Here is a 16,161-nt window from a genome sequence, read left to right as displayed (position 1 = left end):
CGTCCGGTCGCGACGGGCTCGTTCCCGTCGACGCCGAGATGACGTACAAAGCCGGCTGTCCTGACAGCATCGCCTGACTCCCATGCGCCTCGTTCTCCGAATCGCCGCCCTGTCGCTGGTGATCAGCGCCCTGCCCTCGGCGTGGGCCGATCCCGCGAGCGGCACCTTCACCGCCTCGCGCGCCTGCGACGCCTTCCAGTCCTTCAGGAAGAGCACCAACCCCGACGGCGCGAAGCTGTCGCCGGGCACGGGCTACACGATCCTGGAGTCGCACAACGCGGGCTGGACGCGGGTGCAGGTGCCCGGCGCGCGGCCGCCGGAGCGCTGGGTGCAGAACGACTGCGGCGCGGCCGCGGGCGGTGCCGCCCCGTCGACATCGACCGCGACATCGCCCGGTGCCCGCGCGCCGTCGGGCGACACCGCCGCGGCGAACACCGGTCAGGGCATGTGCAAGACGCCGGATCAATACGACAGCTTCGTGCTGGCGATGTCGTGGCAGCCCGGCTTCTGCGAATGGACGGCGGGCGGCCGGCGCGGCAAGCCCGAGTGCGAGGCGATGGAAGACGGCAAGCTCAAGGTGACCAACCTGACGCTGCACGGCCTGTGGCCCAACCGGCAGCAATGCGGGATCAGCTACGGCGACTGCGGCAATGCGCCGATGAACCTCTCGAAGGAGACGGTGTCGTACATCGGACCGTGGATGCCGAACTTCCTCTACGAGAAGGGCTTCGGCGAGCACGAGTGGCGCAAGCACGGCACCTGCCAGACGACGCTGAATCCGGACGCGTATTTCCGCCGGGCGGTGGACCTGGTGAAGCAGTTCAACGATTCGGGCGTGGGCAAGTACATCCGGCAAAACATCGGCGGAGCGATCTCGCGCAACACCTTCTACGAGAAGCTGAAGGCGGAGACCGGCAGCGACGCCTACCGCGACAGCGTGAAGCTGATGTGCTCGGGGCAGTACCTCACCGAGATCCAGGTGAAGCTGCCGAGGGACTACAAGGCCGGCGGAACACTGAAGGAGCTGCTGGGCGATCAGCCGAGCGGCAGCGGCGGCGGGACCTGCCGCCGGGATGAGATCCGGATCGAGGCGAGCGGCCGCTGAACGCGGCGAAGCCCTACTGCAACGCGATGAACGCTGCTTGTATGCTCCACGTCCAATAAAACGATCCAGGGAGTGAGGCATGGCCGCGGCCATCGAACCGTCGTCCGCGACGGCCATCGGGCGTTGGGAAAGCGTCCGTCGACAGCTGGGCGAGCGCCTGTCCAAGAACCTGCTGGAAGAAGTCTCCCGGGAGGACCTGATCGCAACCCGGCGCCTTCGCGTGCGGGTGTCCGGTCGCCTCGCCCTGGCCCATCTTCGGGCGCAAGCTCGAAGCGATCTACGGACGAGCAGATCTTTCCCATTCTGGCTGGCGGCCTGGGCGACGACCGTCGCGATGACCTCGGCGCACGCGGGCGGACCGGACGTTCATAAGCCCCTCCACTGCGACCGGGTCTTGCGCCCGCATGCGCCGGTCGACGCCAGCGGTCAGCGCGTGTCCGGCGAGATCACGGTCGATGCGCGCTTCGTCCGCGGCCGCGTGGACACCGTCGACTTCCGTGACGGCCGGGCCGATCTGCTGCTGGCCGCGCAGACCAAGCTTCGGGAGATGCGCTGCGAGAAGCTCGCGGAGCCGCGGACGCTGCGGATGACGCTCGCCTTCTCGGGAGTCGTTCAAGACCTGTCCCCGCCCTTGAGGGACGAGCGCAACGCCGTGCATGCCCACAACGCCTTCATCCGCGAGCACTTCCCCACGCGTGTCGATGCGCTGATCAGCCTGCCGGCGATGGATTTCCAGGCCTACGGGGATATCGGCATCCTCGACGACGCGCCGGTCGAACTGGACTCGGAAGCAGCGCTCTACGCCGGCACCTTCAAGGTCAAGCTGATGTTCCTGCTCAACACTGACGGCACGGCCTCCGACTTCCTGGTCATCTCGGACGCGCCGAGCGCGTTCCACAAGCTGTGCATCGCGGCCATGAAGCGATCCAGGTTCGTGCCGGCCACCTACGCCGGACTGCCGATTCCCGCGATCGTGGAGCGGGAGTTCGTCTTCAACATGCTGGATGACCTGGACATCTGAGGTCCGCCCCCCACCATGCCCACCATCCTCACCCACGCCGTCATCCCCGTCGCCGCGCGACTGGGCCTGGGCAAGCCGCTCGTCTCCAACCGCCTGTTGATGGCCGGCATCGCCGCCTCGGTGATCCCGGACCTCGACGTCATCGCCTTCCGCATCGGCATCCCGTACGCGGATGCGTTCGGGCATCGAGGGGCTTCGCATTCTCTGGTCTTCGCGCTGCTGATGGGACTGATCGCATTCCTGTCGGCGCGGGCACTGCGGGCGCCGCGCTGGTGGGCTTTCGTCTTCGTCGCTCTGTCCGGCCTGTCCCACGGCCTGCTGGACATGCTCACCGACGGCGGCCACGGTGTCGCGCTGTGGTGGCCGTTCTCAGAGGAACGCGTCTTCTTCTCCGCGCAGGTCATCGAGGTGTCGCCGCTGAGCTTGAAGCGCGTGCTCAGCGGGCGGGGCTGGGAGGTGCTGCAGTCGGAGCTGGTGTGGGTGTGGTTGCCAGCGTTGGCTACGGCCATCGGGATCGCGGTCGGAGTGGCCGCATGGCGCCGTCGGCGCGTTTGACCCGCCTTGATCGGGTCTGATCGGATCGGCACCAAACCTGATCGCCGCCGCATCGGCGGCGTGAGGCTCTCCCGCTAGGATCGATTCATCCCTTCACGAGGAATCGATTTGAAGCCGAGCACGATCCACGCCCCCGACGGGTCCGCGCTGGCCCGCGAGCTGCACATCCGCCCCGGCGTCGGTGTCGCGGCTCACGTGCTGCAAGGGCGCGGCCTGCAGATCCTGCGGATGCGCGTCGATCTGCCCGCACTGATCCTCGTCGATCGCGGCATCAAGACCGTCAAGCCGGCACGCGGGGCCAGCGTGCGTGCGCAGCCCCGGCAGGCCATCCTGCTGAGCGGCAACCAGACCGTCGACTTCACCAACCTCGTCGCCGAGGGAACGCAGTACGAAGCGCGTTGGCTGCTCTTCGACGCCCAATTGCTGGACGACGCGTACTACGCGGCTCGCGTCGCTCAGCACGAGCGAAGGGGCACACCGCCCTCCCCGGTGCGCTTGCTGTCGAAGGTGCGGCCCGGCCTGTCCGACGCCTTCGAGCGCGCCACGCAAGCACTGGCACCTGACCCTGCGTTGCCCGATGCCATCGCCCGTCAGCGCGTGCTGGAGGTGATGCACTGGTTGTTGGAGGACGGAGTTGTGCTGCGATCCGCGCCCGTCGATGCCAGTGTCTCCATCAGCGTGCGCGCGTTGATCGCCGGCCGGTTGGATCACGGCTGGACAGCCTCCCGCGTCGCCGACGCGCTGGCGATGTCCGAAGCGACGCTGCGGCGCCGACTGGCCGCTGAAGGCGCATCGATGACAGCCTTGATCGTCGACGCCCGCATGGCCTCCGCGCTGACTTTGCTCCAGGCGACCACACAGCCCGTGTCTGAGATCGCCCGTTCCGTGGGCTACGAGTCGCCCTCCCGCTTCGCCGTGCGCTTCCGCGAGCGATTCGGCTTCGCGCCCACTGCCGTCCGCGGGCACGAGCGCGCGGATTGACGCGGCGCTCGGTCGACGACCTCGACGACCCGAGCGCCTTCAACGACTTCGACAACTTCGACTGAACGACATGATCACTCTCCACCACCTCGGCCATTCCCAGTCGGAACGCATCCTGTGGCTCTGCGAAGAGCTCGGCATTCCCTACGAGCTCAAGCGCTACACGCGCGATGCGGTGACGCGCTTGTCGCCACCCGAGCTCAAGGCGCTGCATCCGCTCGGCGCCGCGCCGCTGATCGAGGACGGCGACCTGCTGCTGGCCGAATCGGCGGCGATCGTCGAGTATCTGATCGCGAGGCACGGCGATGGCCGTTTGAAGCCCGGCCCCGATCACCCGGACTTCGAGCCGTTCCTGTACTGGTTCCACTTCGCCAACGGCAATCTGCAGCCGGTGCTGCTGCGACGAATGACGCTGGGGCGCGCGTTGCCGGCGAATCATCCGGTCCTGGAGGCAACGCAGGAGCGGCTCGACAAGGCGCTGGCGCTTGTTGAAGAACGGCTCGGCCAAGCGCCCTACTTCGCCGGCGCCGAGTTCACGGCGGCCGACATCATGAGCGTCTTCTCGCTCACGACGATGCGGCTGTTCATGCCCGTCGATCTGGCGCCGTATCCGAACATCCGGGCCTACCTGCAGCGCATCGGCGAACGGCCGGCCTATCGACGGGCGATGGCGAAGGGCGATCCAGATCTGACGCCGCTGCTGACCTGAGCACGCCGCCCGGCAACGGTCTACCTCGAATGGGACCTTCAGCCTTGGCAGGTTCCCGCCGATGTCATGGCAGGACCTCCGCCTTTGCGACGAGGGACGAGGCTTTCGCCTCTTCAACCGCGACCATGAACATCTCCCTCACCTCGACCCTGAGCGCCTTCAAGCCGTCTGCAGACAGCGGGCCGGCAAGACCTGGCACCGCGCCCAAGGGCGCCGCCGCCGCGTTGCTCGAAACCGGCCTCCAGGCGCAACTGATCAACAAGGACACGACGATCCCGCAAGCGGTCAAGGATGAGAAGCTGAAGGCGCTGTCGCCCAAGGCGCAGCAGGCGCTCGCCCTGGCGCAGGCCGAAACGGAGGCGGCCAGCAAGAGCGACCTGGTCGATTCGACGGCAGGTGCGGCGGACCCGGCGACGGGGACCGAAGTCGACGGGGCCTTGGCGGAGGGATCCGCGGACGCAGCCACGTCCGACGGCACCGCTGCGCCCGTGACCTACGACGGTGCGGTCGGCAAGGCGCCGCAGGAGGCGCCGGACCAGGCCAAGGGTGTCCTGGTGGACGTTGAGGCCTGACCCCTCGGAAGCTCAGCGCTTCTTGACGATCACGCTCCCCACCGAGTACCCCGCCCCGAACGAGCAGATCACCCCCAGGTCGCCCTGCTTGAGGTTGGCGCGATGCTCGTGGAAGGCGATCACCGAGCCGGCCGACGCCGTGTTCGCATACGTGTCCAGGATCAGCGGCGCGATCTCGGCGCCGGCTTCGCCGCCGACCAGCTTCTTGATCACCAGCTGGTTCATGCCCAGGTTGGCCTGGTGCAGCCAGTAGCGGCTGACGTCGTTCGGCTGGATGTGCAGCGCGGCGAGGTGATGCTCGATGTGCGCCGCGGCGATTGGCACCACTTCCTTGAAGACCTTGCGGCCCTCCTGGCGGAAGGTCTTGTCCCGACCGTCGGGATCGCTGTCCTCGGCCTTGTTCATGAAGCCGAAGTTGTTGCGGATGTTGTTGGAGAACTGCGTCGCCAGCTTCGTGCCCAGGATCTCCCACTGCTCAGGCGCCGTCGCCAGATCGGCGCGCTCGACCACGATGGCCGTGCACACGTCGCCGAAGATGAAGTGGCAGTCGCGGTCCTTCCATTCCAGATGCGCGGACGTGATCTCCGGATTCACGATCAGCACGCACTTCGACGCGCCCGAGCGCACCGCGTTGTACGCCTGCTCCAGCGCGAAGGTCGCCGACGAGCACGCCACGTTCATGTCGAAACCGTAGCCGCCCGCGCCCAGCGCCTGCTGGATCTCCACCGCCATCGCCGGATAGGCGCGCTGCATGTTCGCCGCCGAGCAGAACACCGCGTCCACGTCCTCGGGCTTCCTGCCCGCCGCCGCCAGCGCCTTGCGCGACGCGTCGACCGCGATCTCCGCCATCAGCGACAGCTGGTCGTCCGCCCGTTCCTCGAAGCGCGGGTACATGCGCGTCGGGTCCAGCACGCCTTCCTTCTCGATCACGTAGCGCTGCTTGATGCCCGAGGCCTTCTCGATGAACTCCACGTTCGAGTGCACCAGCGCCTCGCGCGTGCCGGCGGCGATGGCCTCGGCGTGCTCGGCGTTCTGCAGGTCCACGTAGCGGTTGAACGAGTCCACCAGCTCGGCGTTGGTGATGACGTGCGGGGGCTGGTAGAGACCGGTGCCGCTGATGACGACGGAATGCATGTGGCTTGTCTTCTGATGTCGCCCGTTGCAGGGCCAAGGGGGCGAAGTTTAGCGAACTGCGCCCAAAAGCCCCCGATCGATGCATGCTGCACCGCAGCGCGGCGCGGACTTCCCGCAGCACGCGTAGAATGGGTCACCGGGCCCAAATTTTGGGACTCGGTTTTTTTTGGCCGGGTCCCAAGTCAAGCGCTCGCAGCCCAGGGCGTGCACTGCATCAACGCAGCCCGACTTTGCGACTTTGGACCATGGAAATCTTTGACTACGACAACATCCTGCTGCTGCCGCGCAAGTGCCGCGTGAACAGCCGCAGCGAGTGCGACACCTCCGTCGAGTTCGGCCCCCGCCGCTTCAAGCTGCCGGCGGTGCCTGCGAACATGAAGACGGTCGTCGACGAGTCCATCACCGAATGGCTGGCCGCCAACGGCTACTTCTACGTGATGCACCGCTTCGACCTCGATGCGATCGCCTTCGCCCGCACGATGCGCGACAAGGGCCTGCTGGTCTCGCTCAGCGCCGGCGTCAAGGAGGCGGATTACGCCCTCATCGACCGCCTGGGCGCCGAGGGTCTCGGCGCCGACTACATCACCATCGACATCGCCCACGGCCACGCCGATGCCGTGCAGCGCATGATCGGTCACATCAAGCACAAGCTGCCCGACACTTTCGTCATCGCCGGCAACGTCGGCACGCCCGAGGGCGTCATCGACCTCGAGAACTGGGGCGCCGACGCGACCAAGGTCGGCATCGGTCCGGGCAAGGTCTGCATCACGCGCTTGAAGACCGGTTTCGGCACCGGCGGCTGGCAGCTTTCGGCGTTGAAGTGGTGTGCCCGCGTCGCGACGAAGCCGATCATTGCCGACGGCGGCATCCGCCATCACGGCGACATCGCCAAGAGCGTGCGTTTCGGTGCCGCGATGGTGATGATCGGCTCGCTCTTCGCGGGTCACGAGGAATCGCCGGGCAACACCGTCGAGGTCGACGGCAAGCGCTACAAGGAGTACTACGGCTCCGCGTCCGACTTCAACAAGGGCGAGTACAAGCACGTCGAGGGCAAGCGCATCCTCGAGCCCGTGAAGGGCCACCTCGCCGACACGCTGCGCGAGATGGAGGAGGACCTGCAGAGCTCCATCTCCTACGCCGGCGGCCGCAGCCTCGGCGACCTGCGCAAGGTGAACTACGTGGTCCTCGGCGGAGAAAACGCCGGCGAACACCTGTTCATGTAAGGACCAGGCCCGCGGACAGCGAGCGCTGGTGGGGCCGGAATGATGCGAGGGGTTCCCGGAGGGATGCCCCTCGCGTCGTGGAGTGCCCGCGCCAGGCCTCACGCAGGAGTGCCCGCTCCAGCCCTCCCGCAGTTCAGGGAGCGCAGCGCCCTCCGCCCCTCCCGCTATGATGCCGCCCGTTGGTGCTCGCGCCCGGCTCCCTGCCGGCGCAGTTCAACGGGAATCAGGAGGGGCCGCACCCGCGCGGTCGTGGCCCCAACCTGAGCTGCCCCCGCAACGGTAAGCGGAAGGCGCGCCTCTTCTGAAAGCTGAGAGCGCGCGGCTCGTGTCTGAAAACCACTGGACGGTCGTCCGGGAAGGCAACACGGGTTCATTCTTCCGACAGCCCGGATACCGGCCAACAGGCGGATCGTCGCCGTCCCTCCAGGGGGATGGTGCGTCCATTCCGCATGCGGCCGCGGGGAAGCGGCCGTCTGCCGCTGCTCATCCGATTCCGACATGCAAGCCTCTTCTCCCCGCGCCGCGTTGCGCGCCGTCGCCCGTGCTTCCGCGACCGCGCTGGTCGCCCTGCCCGCCCTGTCCATCGTCTCGACGGGCGCCTTCGCGCAGTCTTCGCTCGATCCCGTCGTCGTCATCGGCACCCGCGAGCCGCAGGCGCTGAGCAAGAGCGTGGCCGACGTCGTCCTGATCGACCGCGACACCCTGCGCGACAGCGGCGCCGCCAGCGTCGAAGAGGTCCTGCGCCGCTACGCCGGCCTGCAGGTCCTGCAGAACGGCGGTCCCGGACAGACCGCCGGCTACCTGCTGCGCGGCACCAACACCAACAGCACCATCGTGATGATCGATGGTCTGCGCGTCGGCTCCGCGACGCTGGGCCAGGCGGCCTTCGAGTCGATGAGCCTCGACCAGATCGAGCGCATCGAGGTGCTGCGCGGTCCCGCCTCGGGCCTGTACGGCTCGGACGCGGTCGGCGGCGTGATCCAGATCTTCACGAAGCGGGGTCAAGGCCCGCTGAACATCACCGCCGGCGTCGCCGTCGGCGAGTACGACTCGCGCAAGGCGGACTTCGCGCTCAGCGGCGCGCAGGCCGGCTTCGACTACGCGGCCAGCATCGGTCGCGAGACCAGCGACGGCGTGTCGTCGATCCGCCCGAACGACATCAACGGCTACTACAACCCCGACCGCGACGGCTTCCGCCGCACGTCGGCCACGGCGCGGCTGGGCTTCACGCCGGCCGAGGGGCATCGCATCGGCGTCAGTGCCTCGCAGAACAAGCTCAACGCGCAGTACGACAGCGCCAATTTCAATCCGCCGGACTTCCTGCCGGATGCGTCGCCGGACTTCCGCAACCGGCTGACGACCCGCGTGGTCAGTGCCGATTACCGCGGCACGCTGTCGCCGATCTGGACGACGACCGTGCTGGCGACGCACGGCATCGACGACTCGCGCTCCGGCGCGCCGGATCCCGTGCCGTTCAAGACGACCCGTGATCAGGCCACCTGGCAGAACGCCCTGCGCCTGGCGCCGGACCAGCAATTGCTGCTCGCCTACGAGCATCTGTCGGAGAAGGCCGAAGGCGTCGTGACGGATGCGCTCAAGCGCAACAACAACGCCTACATCGCCGGCTACACGGGCCAGTTCGGCGCGACCTCGCTGCAGGCCAACCTGCGCCGCGACGACAACTCCGCCTACGGCGGCTTCACGACCGGCACGCTGGGCGCGAGCTACGCGATCACCGAGACCCTCAAGGTGCGCGCGCTCGCCAGCACCAGCTTCCGCGCGCCGACCTTCAACGACCTGTACTTCCCGTTCTATGGTCGTCCGGACATCCAGCCCGAACGCGGTCGCAGCATCGAACTCGGCGTGAACTGGCGCTCCGGCGCGAGCAGCGCCTCAGCCACGGTGTACCGCAACAAGGTCCGCGACCTGATCGTCTACAACCCCGATCCCACCGGCACCGAATGCCCGGCGGGCTTCTTCGGCTGCGCGGACAACATCGGTCGCGCCAAGCTGCAGGGCGCGACGCTGTCCGGCGCGCATCGCTTCGGCAACCTGAGCCTGACCGCGACGGTCGACTTGCTCGACGCGCGCAATGTGGAGACCGGCTCGCGGCTGCCGCGTCGCGCGGCGCATCAGGAGAGCGTCTCCGCCGACTACGACACCGGCGTGTGGAGCGTCGGCGCGTCGCTGACGGAAGTCGGCGCGCGGCCCGATGTCGGCGCGCAACTCGGCGCCTACGCGGTGACGGACCTGCGCGCGACCTGGCGCTTCCTGCCGCAGTGGCGCCTGGAGGCCAAGGTCCTCAACGTCGCCGATCGCGACGTGCAGCCGGTCTACTCGTACCAGGGTCTGGGTCGTCAGGCCTGGATCGGGGTGCGGTATGACATGAAGGGCTTCTGAGCCGCTCGAAGCTGCATGAGGCTGACTGAGGCCGCATGAGTCGCATGAGGCCGCGCGACGAATCGCTCGCGCGGCCCTTCAATCGCACCCTGCTTGACTGGTAGCGATGCCACTGCGGCATCCATCACGGCGCCTCCCCCCGACGCGGGGGACGCATTCGCGCGGAAGCCACGCGCGCGCCCTTTAGCATCCCGCCCCTTCAGCAACAAACACGACAAGTCGGGGAGTGGGAAATGGTGCGGATGTCGAAGTCCTGGGGTCGCGGCGTGATGGCCGTTCTGGCGGCGTTGGCCGTCGCGGGGCTGCTCAACGGTTGCGGGGGCGGCGGCGACGATGACTGCGAGGTCACCGGCGAACGCGCCGACGTCTACTTCACGCCCAGCGTGCCGCTCACCGGCCAGGTGGCGCAGGACGCGCTGACCTACAAGCTGAACCAGCGCAATACCTGGACGCTCCAGGCGCGCGGTATGACGCAGGCCTGTCTCAAAGGCTTGAAGGTGGAGGTGCGCGATCCGCAGTTCGGGCTGCCGGCCGGCTTCACGTTGAACGAGACGACAGGCACGATCGAGAGTCCGGTCATGTCGCGCCCCATCGAGGGCACGTGTTTCCTCAACGTGACCAATGCCAACGGCACGACGACGCAGCACAGCGCAGCCTCGATCAACCGGGTCTGCCCGGCGGACTACAAGTTGATGGAACGCGTGACCGCGGTGATCGTCACTTCGGACCGATACAACCAATCGACGCGCGTCGTGACGGCCGTGGCTTTCCAGCCGGCGCCGTAAGGCGCGGATCCTGCGTCAGGATGCCGGGCGCGCGGCGGTGCATTCGATCTCGACCCGCGCGCCCAGCGCCAGCCCGTTGCAACCGAACGCGCTGCGCGCCGGCAGCGGCCGGTCGCCGAAGAACGCGCGGTAGACCTCGTTGAAGACGCCCCACTCCGCCATGTCGGCGAGCATCACCGTGCAGCGCATCAGGTGCTCGACGCCGAGGCCTTGCGCCTGGAGCGCGGTCTCGATGTTGCGCAGCGTCTGGAGCGCCTCGGCGCGGATGCCGCCTTCCACCAGCTCCAGCGTGCCGGGCTTGTTGCCCAGCTGACCCGACAGGAACACGAACGGCCCGAAGGCCGTGCCCTCGGGGAACGGGACGCTGGCGGGGAGGACGAGGCCGCTGTTGAAGCGGTGGATGGTGTCGTGGGTCGTGCTCATCGAAGGCTCCTCATTTCGTCATCCCCATCGCCGCTTCCAGCTGGGCCGGATCAAACACCCGCCCCGCCTTGATCGTCTTCACCACCTGCCGCAGCGCGGCGATGTCCTTCAGCGGATCGCCGTCCAGCAGCACCATGTCCGCCTGCTTGCCCGCCGCGATCTCGCCGCGTTGCCCCGCCACGCCCAGCACCTGCGCCGGCGTCAGCGTCGCCAGGCGCAGCACTTCCGCGTTGGGGATGCCGGCGCGCACGTAGAGCTCCAGCTCGCGGTGCAGCGTGTAGCCCGCGAACGCATCCGTGCCCGGCATCAGCGTCACGCCGCCGTCGTGCAGCCGCTTGACCAGCTGCAGCAGCCGCGGCAGCGCCTGCCGGTACGCCTCCTCCTTGCCCGGCGGCACCGCCACCGCGCCGGACAGCAGCCGCCGGCGCACGGTCGGCGGGAAGCGCTCGGCCATGCCCTTCAGCGCCGCGGGCGGCTCGCCCGGCGCGCCCGAGTACAAGCCCTCCAGGATCGCCACCGTCGGGTCGAGCACCGTGTGCCGGCGCCGCAGCTCCGCGATGAATCCCGTCACCGGCGCGCTGTCGAGGTCCAGCTGCAGCAGCTTCTCCGCCATCACCGTGTAGCGGTCCTTGCCTCGCGTGTCGGCGACCTCGGGGAAGAAATTCAGCACGATGAAGTTCAGGTGCTGGATCTCGTCCGCGCCAGCGTCGATGAACTGCCCCGCCCGCATGAACGCGGGCACGTGGCCGCTGACGCGCAGGCCGCGCGCATGCGCCATGTCGGCGATGGGGCGCACCAGCTCCGGCTTGAAGGACGAATAGATCTTGATCTGCTCGTAGCCGCGATCGGCGTACCAGTCGACCGCCTTGCGCGCCTGCTCGACGGTCTCGACGCGCACGTCGGTCGGACCGGCCAGCGGTCCCACGCCTTCGACGATGCCGGCCTTCACCACGCGCGGACCGAGCTCGGTCCCGGCATCGAAGCGCTTCACGCGCTCGATCAGCGGGACGTTGTCGTTGGCCATGTCGCGCGCGCTGGTCACGCCGGCGATCAGGTCGAAGACGCCATCCGTGCCGGAGAAGTGCTGGTGCACGTCCCACAGCCCCGGCATCAGGAATCGGCCGGCGGCCTCGATGACCTCCGTGCCCGCCGGCGCCGGGGAAGCATCGTCGGGCTCGACGTGCACAATGAAGCCGCCGCGGATCAGCACCCGCATGTCTTCCCGCGCCGTCAGGTCGCGCGGCTCGAACAGCCGCGCATGGCGGATCAGCAGGTCGCCCTGCGGCACATGCGTCATCCGCTTCGCCAGGTCCGCGGACCAGCGCTTGTCCGCGTCGCGCTGCGCCGCGGAGAGCCGCGCCAGCGCCGGCACGTCGCGCGCCTCCAGCACCTCGAACCAGTCGTCGATCACGGCGGCGGTCTGCAGGCGCTCGTCCAGCCACACCGCCACCGGCGTGAAGTCGATGCCCGAGATCAGATGCAAGGTCAGCCGACGTCCGCCCGCCGCGATCGTCGGTCCCTTCGCGAGCGTCGCCTCGCCCGCCGGCAGCAGGGCCAGGCGTTGTCCCGGCGCCTTCAGCAGCGCGCGCGCGAGCACGCCGGTGAACTCCGGCGGCGCGTTGGCGGGCAGGTAGAAGGCGCCCGCTTCCGGCCACGCCGCGCCGCCCTGCTCCACGCGGTTCTTCCATGACGCCTTGCCGTACGCGCGGTCGAAGCGCTCGGTGAGCGGAACCTTCCAGTAGTCATTGCCTTCGGCCTCGTAGCGCAGCGGCAGGCCGCGCGCATCGAGCGTCCAGCGCGCGCGGAGCTGATCGCCGCGGCCGCGCTCGCTGAAGGCGTAGTCGACCAGCACCTCGTCGCCCTGGCGGCTGAGCGCCTGCCGGCCGACGGTCATGCCGTGGATCTGGACCTGCGACAGCTGCGCCTTCGCGCCCGGCAGCACCTGCGGCGCGGGCAACGCGGCCTGGGCGGCATGAGCATCGGCGGCCGTCGGCGCCCAATTGCGCTCGTGATCGTCGTGCGCGCGGGCGGCCGGCGCCCAGAGCACCGCACACAAGGCCACACCCAGCGCGGCCCGCGTCGCGGCATGCATGGCGGTCAGCCGGCATTTCGTCGTTCTTGTCATTCCCAGGTCTCCGTCATCAGCCGGCGGAAGTTGCCGTGCAGGATCTTCTCGATGCGCGCCGCGCGGTGTCCCCGCGCCGACAGCAGCCGTGCCAGCTGCTGGTACTGGTCCGGCCCGCACAGGTCCGGCAGGAACAGCCCCACGTCCGCCGTCTCGCCCGGCGCGCCGATGCCCAGGCTGCGGCGCAGCGCGATCTCGTCCTCAAGGTGCTTGCGGTAGGCGGCCATGTCGTCGTAGTGCGTGCTGCCGCCGTCGGAGCCGAGGCCCACGTGGTCCTCGCCGCAGACGTCGATCGCATGCTCCAGATGCGAGATGAGGTCTTCCGCATGCGGCTGCCCGCTCATCCGCAGGTAAGGCATGAAGTACAACCCGACCACCCCGCCCCGCTCGGCAAGCAGCCGCAGCTCGGTGTCGCTCTTGTTGCGCGGATGATCGGCGATTGCGCGGCAGCCGGTGTGCGTGATCGCCACCGGCTGGCGCGCCCGTCGCAGCGTGTCCAGGCAGGTGCGCTCGCTGCTGTGGCTCAGATCGACCAGCACCCGCCGCTGCTGCAGGCGCTCGACCACCTCGGCGCCGAAGGCGCTCAGGCCGTCATCGTCTGGCACCGTCGCGCCGCAGCCCACCGCGTTGCGGCCGTTGTAGGTCAGCTGGATCACCCGCACGCCCAGGTCGGCGAAGTGGTCCACGGCCGCCACGTCGGTGCCCAGCATCTCGGTGTTCTGGAAACCGTAGATCACGCCGATGCGGCCATCCCGGCGCGCCGCGGCGAGGTCCTCGCCCGTGCCCACCTTCAGCAACTGCGGATGCGCCGCGATGAACGCGTCCCAGCCGGCGATGTCGCGCTCCGTGGCGGAACGCGCATCGTCGCTGCCGGCGACATGACCCAGCGTGACGTTGACCGCATAGAGCCCCGACGCCAACGCGTCGTCCAGCGAGCGCGCATCGACGTGCTGCGCGCTGCTGGCGTAGGCCATCGCGCGACGATCGCCGGAAGTCGGCTGCAGATGCGGGAGCAATGGCCGGTTTGGGTTGTCCAGGACACCGAGGGCGTTCAGGACGGGCAGCAACGAGGGTTTCATGCGTGCGCGGACACCATGTTCTTTGAGAGATGATCGCGGCTACAGCCCCGCGATCTCCAGATCCCCGGACGGGATCGCCGACAACTCTAGAATATTATTCTAATCATGCCCACGAAGACCGCCAAGGCCGTCGCGAGGACCGAGCAAGTACTGAAGGCCGCCTATCCGGAGGACCGCGCCGAGACCAAGCGGCTGATCCTGGCGCAGGCCTTGTCGGCCTTCAACGCCCGCGGCATCGAGGCCACGACGATCGACGACCTGCGCGCGGCCAGCGGCCAGAGTGTGGGCACGATCTATCACCACTTCAAGAACAAGGAAGGCGTGGTCGCGGCGCTGCTGTTCGCGGCGGTGGACGACCAGAGCCGCGCCATCTCGGCGCGGATCGGCGGGCTGGAGGACAGCCATGCGGTGGTTGACGCGTTGATCACCGCCTATGTGGACTGGATCACCGAGCATGCGGAGCTGGCGCGTTTCTACTTCATCGCCCGCGAGGTGGTCGCGGGCGGGCCGTTCGGCGACGACCTCCGGGTGCGGATCGCGGCGCGATACGCGCCGATCGACGCGTGTTTCGCGCGCGACGTGAAGTACGGGCGCGTGATGCCGCTGCCGGAGGAACTGATCCCGGCGCTCGTGCTGGGCGCGGCGGAGTGGTACAGCCGCTCGTGGCTGGCGGGACGCCGGCTGGCGAGCCCGGCGGACCGGGGGGCGATCCTGGCCGAAGCCGCCTGGCGGTCGATCGCGCGGCACATCTGAATTCCACCTCGGCAGCCGTGTCCGCCAGGTGTGCGGCGCCTGCTCGCCGGGAAGCGCCTGGGGTCAGGTATTGAGCCGGCGCAGTTCTTCCAGGAACCGCCCCGCGGCGATGTCCGACGGCCAAGGTTCCCACGGCGTCCCACCGTACGCGGCATGCAAGGGATCCGCGTCCAGCACCGGGTGGGTGATGCCCAGCACCTCGCGGACTTCGAGCTCGGACCAGCCCGTGCAGCGCACGGCTTCGGTCGCGGCGGCGGTGCTGTCGGCGCGCTTGTGCGTGGCGTGCGTGTCGGGCGTCCACGCGGGCAGTCGATATCGGACGGCGATCGCCGCCATCAACCGGTCGCCGACAACGCGGAAGGGCTCGCCCAGCACGCGCTTGAGCGGCGAGATGCAATCGAACCCGAGGAAGCCCTCCTCCGCGTCGTGCAGGAGCTCCGCGCGCTGCAGCGCGGGCGACAAGGGTTCGCCGCCCTCGTCAGCCCATGACCGGCGCAGCGCGAGCACCAGCAGCGAATGCTGCGCGACCGACAGCGGCCAGGGCCAGACGGACTCGCCGCCCCAGCGGTAGGTGCGCGCCAGGCGCAGCGCGAGGTCCTGATCGGTCCAGGCGTCGGGGGACGGATTGATCAGGTCGAGCGCCGCCCCGGAGGGCAGGCGGATCCAGGCGCGGGGGCTGTCGGTCATGCGATCGACTGTAGCGAGCGCCGCGGCGCGCCCTGTCAGCAGGGCTCAGTCCATCTGCTCGCGCAGGGCCTTGGCCTTGGCGCGGTAGAACTTCGCCGAGGCGGCGTTGCCGGCCTTCTCGAAGCGGTCCGCGACCGACGTGGCGGCCTTCGCGGCCTCGTCGAAGGCCTGGATGAACACCTGGCGGTCGTCGCTGGGGACGAGCTTGCCCTGCTCGAAGCGGCCGGCCATGTAGCCCTGGTCGGGGATGTCGACGACGCCCAGCGCCATTTCGCCCTTGGCCACGCGGCCGAGGAACATGCGCTTCACGGCGGCGCCCTGCTGCTCCTTGAGCACGCCCAGGCCGTCGGCCCGGTCGGCGGCGCAGGCGCCGTCCCAGCGCGCCGATCCCGCGGCCCAGCCGTCGGGCAGCGTGGCCACGTTGCAGGCGGCCAGCGTGGGCTGGCAGGCGGCGGTCATCACCAGGCCCGACAGGGCCAGCAGGCGGAAGGCGGAGATCAGGCGGAGCTTCATGACGACAAGTATCCATGCGGCGACGCGCACCGGTGGGCGCGCGTCGCGGAGATTGAAACAACGGGTGTCGCGGCGGGCGGCACCCCCGGTGGTCGG

The 16,161-nt window shown here is 68.9% G+C and carries 16 protein-coding genes and 1 riboswitch; of the genes, 10 read left to right on the top strand and 6 right to left on the bottom strand.

What is annotated here, in order from left to right; translation table 11 throughout:
- The first annotated feature begins 82 nt into the window (after window positions 1-82).
- From AC07PR_RS09415 to AC07PR_RS09390, 6 genes are all read left to right on the top strand, one after another.
- Entirely contained in the window at window positions 83-1,105 is a 1,023-nt protein-coding gene (locus AC07PR_RS09415) for a ribonuclease T2 family protein (RefSeq protein ID WP_495135115.1), read from the top strand.
- A gap of 79 nt (window positions 1,106-1,184) precedes the next feature.
- A complete protein-coding gene (locus AC07PR_RS09410) occupies window positions 1,185-2,126 on the top strand; it encodes an energy transducer TonB (RefSeq protein ID WP_495135114.1) in 942 nt (313 codons plus the stop codon).
- 15 nt (window positions 2,127-2,141) lie between these two features.
- A complete protein-coding gene (locus tag AC07PR_RS09405; RefSeq protein WP_495135113.1) occupies window positions 2,142-2,681 on the top strand; it encodes a metal-dependent hydrolase in 540 nt (179 codons plus the stop codon).
- Between the two features lie 228 nt (window positions 2,682-2,909).
- Window positions 2,910-3,662: a helix-turn-helix transcriptional regulator gene (locus AC07PR_RS09400; protein ID WP_495135112.1), complete on the top strand. Its 753-nt coding sequence runs from the start codon at window positions 2,910-2,912 to the stop codon at window positions 3,660-3,662.
- 70 nt (window positions 3,663-3,732) lie between these two features.
- Window positions 3,733-4,371, top strand: coding sequence for a glutathione S-transferase family protein (locus tag AC07PR_RS09395; protein ID WP_495135111.1), 639 nt, complete (start codon window positions 3,733-3,735; stop codon window positions 4,369-4,371).
- 125 nt (window positions 4,372-4,496) lie between these two features.
- A complete protein-coding gene (locus AC07PR_RS09390) occupies window positions 4,497-4,943 on the top strand; it encodes a hypothetical protein (protein ID WP_495135110.1) in 447 nt (148 codons plus the stop codon).
- Window positions 4,944-4,955: 12 nt separating this feature from the next.
- On the opposite strand, the gene AC07PR_RS09385 is transcribed toward AC07PR_RS09390, so the two are convergent.
- Window positions 4,956-6,077, bottom strand: coding sequence for a beta-ketoacyl-ACP synthase III (locus tag AC07PR_RS09385; RefSeq protein WP_495135109.1), 1,122 nt, complete (start codon window positions 6,075-6,077; stop codon window positions 4,956-4,958).
- A gap of 245 nt (window positions 6,078-6,322) precedes the next feature.
- Between AC07PR_RS09385 and AC07PR_RS09380 the strand changes: the two genes are divergently transcribed.
- The 3 genes from AC07PR_RS09380 to AC07PR_RS09370 all read left to right on the top strand — a co-directional run bounded on the left by AC07PR_RS09380 (window position 6,323) and on the right by AC07PR_RS09370 (window position 10,485).
- Entirely contained in the window at window positions 6,323-7,300 is a 978-nt protein-coding gene (locus AC07PR_RS09380) for a GMP reductase (RefSeq protein ID WP_495135108.1), read from the top strand.
- Window positions 7,301-7,463: 163 nt separating this feature from the next.
- Window positions 7,464-7,716: riboswitch (cobalamin riboswitch) on the top strand.
- A gap of 82 nt (window positions 7,717-7,798) precedes the next feature.
- Window positions 7,799-9,700, top strand: a complete 1,902-nt coding sequence (locus tag AC07PR_RS09375; protein WP_495135107.1) for a TonB-dependent receptor domain-containing protein — start codon at window positions 7,799-7,801, stop codon at window positions 9,698-9,700.
- A gap of 242 nt (window positions 9,701-9,942) precedes the next feature.
- Window positions 9,943-10,485: a hypothetical protein gene (locus AC07PR_RS09370; protein WP_495135106.1), complete on the top strand. Its 543-nt coding sequence runs from the start codon at window positions 9,943-9,945 to the stop codon at window positions 10,483-10,485.
- Between the two features lie 15 nt (window positions 10,486-10,500).
- On the opposite strand, the gene AC07PR_RS09365 is transcribed toward AC07PR_RS09370, so the two are convergent.
- Genes AC07PR_RS09365 through AC07PR_RS09355 form a run of 3 tightly spaced genes read right to left on the bottom strand, consistent with a single transcriptional unit; the run spans window position 10,501 to window position 14,112 of the window.
- On the bottom strand, window positions 10,501-10,908 hold the full coding sequence (locus AC07PR_RS09365; RefSeq protein ID WP_431104243.1) for a RidA family protein: 408 nt from the start codon (window positions 10,906-10,908) through the stop codon (window positions 10,501-10,503).
- A gap of 10 nt (window positions 10,909-10,918) precedes the next feature.
- The gene (locus AC07PR_RS09360) at window positions 10,919-13,033 is read right to left on the bottom strand and encodes an amidohydrolase family protein (RefSeq protein ID WP_495135105.1); all 2,115 of its coding nucleotides are present in this window, start codon (window positions 13,031-13,033) and stop codon (window positions 10,919-10,921) included.
- Window positions 13,030-14,112, bottom strand: a complete 1,083-nt coding sequence (locus AC07PR_RS09355; protein ID WP_495135104.1) for a dipeptidase — start codon at window positions 14,110-14,112, stop codon at window positions 13,030-13,032. Before AC07PR_RS09355 ends, AC07PR_RS09360 begins: the two co-directional genes overlap by 4 nt.
- Window positions 14,113-14,217: 105 nt before the next feature.
- Here AC07PR_RS09355 and AC07PR_RS09350 point away from each other — a divergent pair, with 105 nt between their 5' ends.
- Window positions 14,218-14,865, top strand: coding sequence for a TetR/AcrR family transcriptional regulator (locus AC07PR_RS09350; protein WP_377153955.1), 648 nt, complete (start codon window positions 14,218-14,220; stop codon window positions 14,863-14,865).
- 63 nt (window positions 14,866-14,928) lie between these two features.
- Here AC07PR_RS09350 and AC07PR_RS09345 read toward each other — a convergent pair whose 3' ends face one another.
- The gene (locus AC07PR_RS09345; RefSeq protein WP_495135103.1) at window positions 14,929-15,552 is read right to left on the bottom strand and encodes a phosphohydrolase; all 624 of its coding nucleotides are present in this window, start codon (window positions 15,550-15,552) and stop codon (window positions 14,929-14,931) included.
- 45 nt (window positions 15,553-15,597) lie between these two features.
- Window positions 15,598-16,065: a hypothetical protein gene (locus tag AC07PR_RS09340; RefSeq protein WP_377153951.1), complete on the bottom strand. Its 468-nt coding sequence runs from the start codon at window positions 16,063-16,065 to the stop codon at window positions 15,598-15,600.
- Between the last annotated feature and the right edge of the window lie 96 nt (window positions 16,066-16,161).

The organism is Roseateles sp. GW821-FHT09H11 (assembly GCF_059415845.1).
This window is presented reverse-complemented; position numbering and strand designations above follow the sequence as displayed.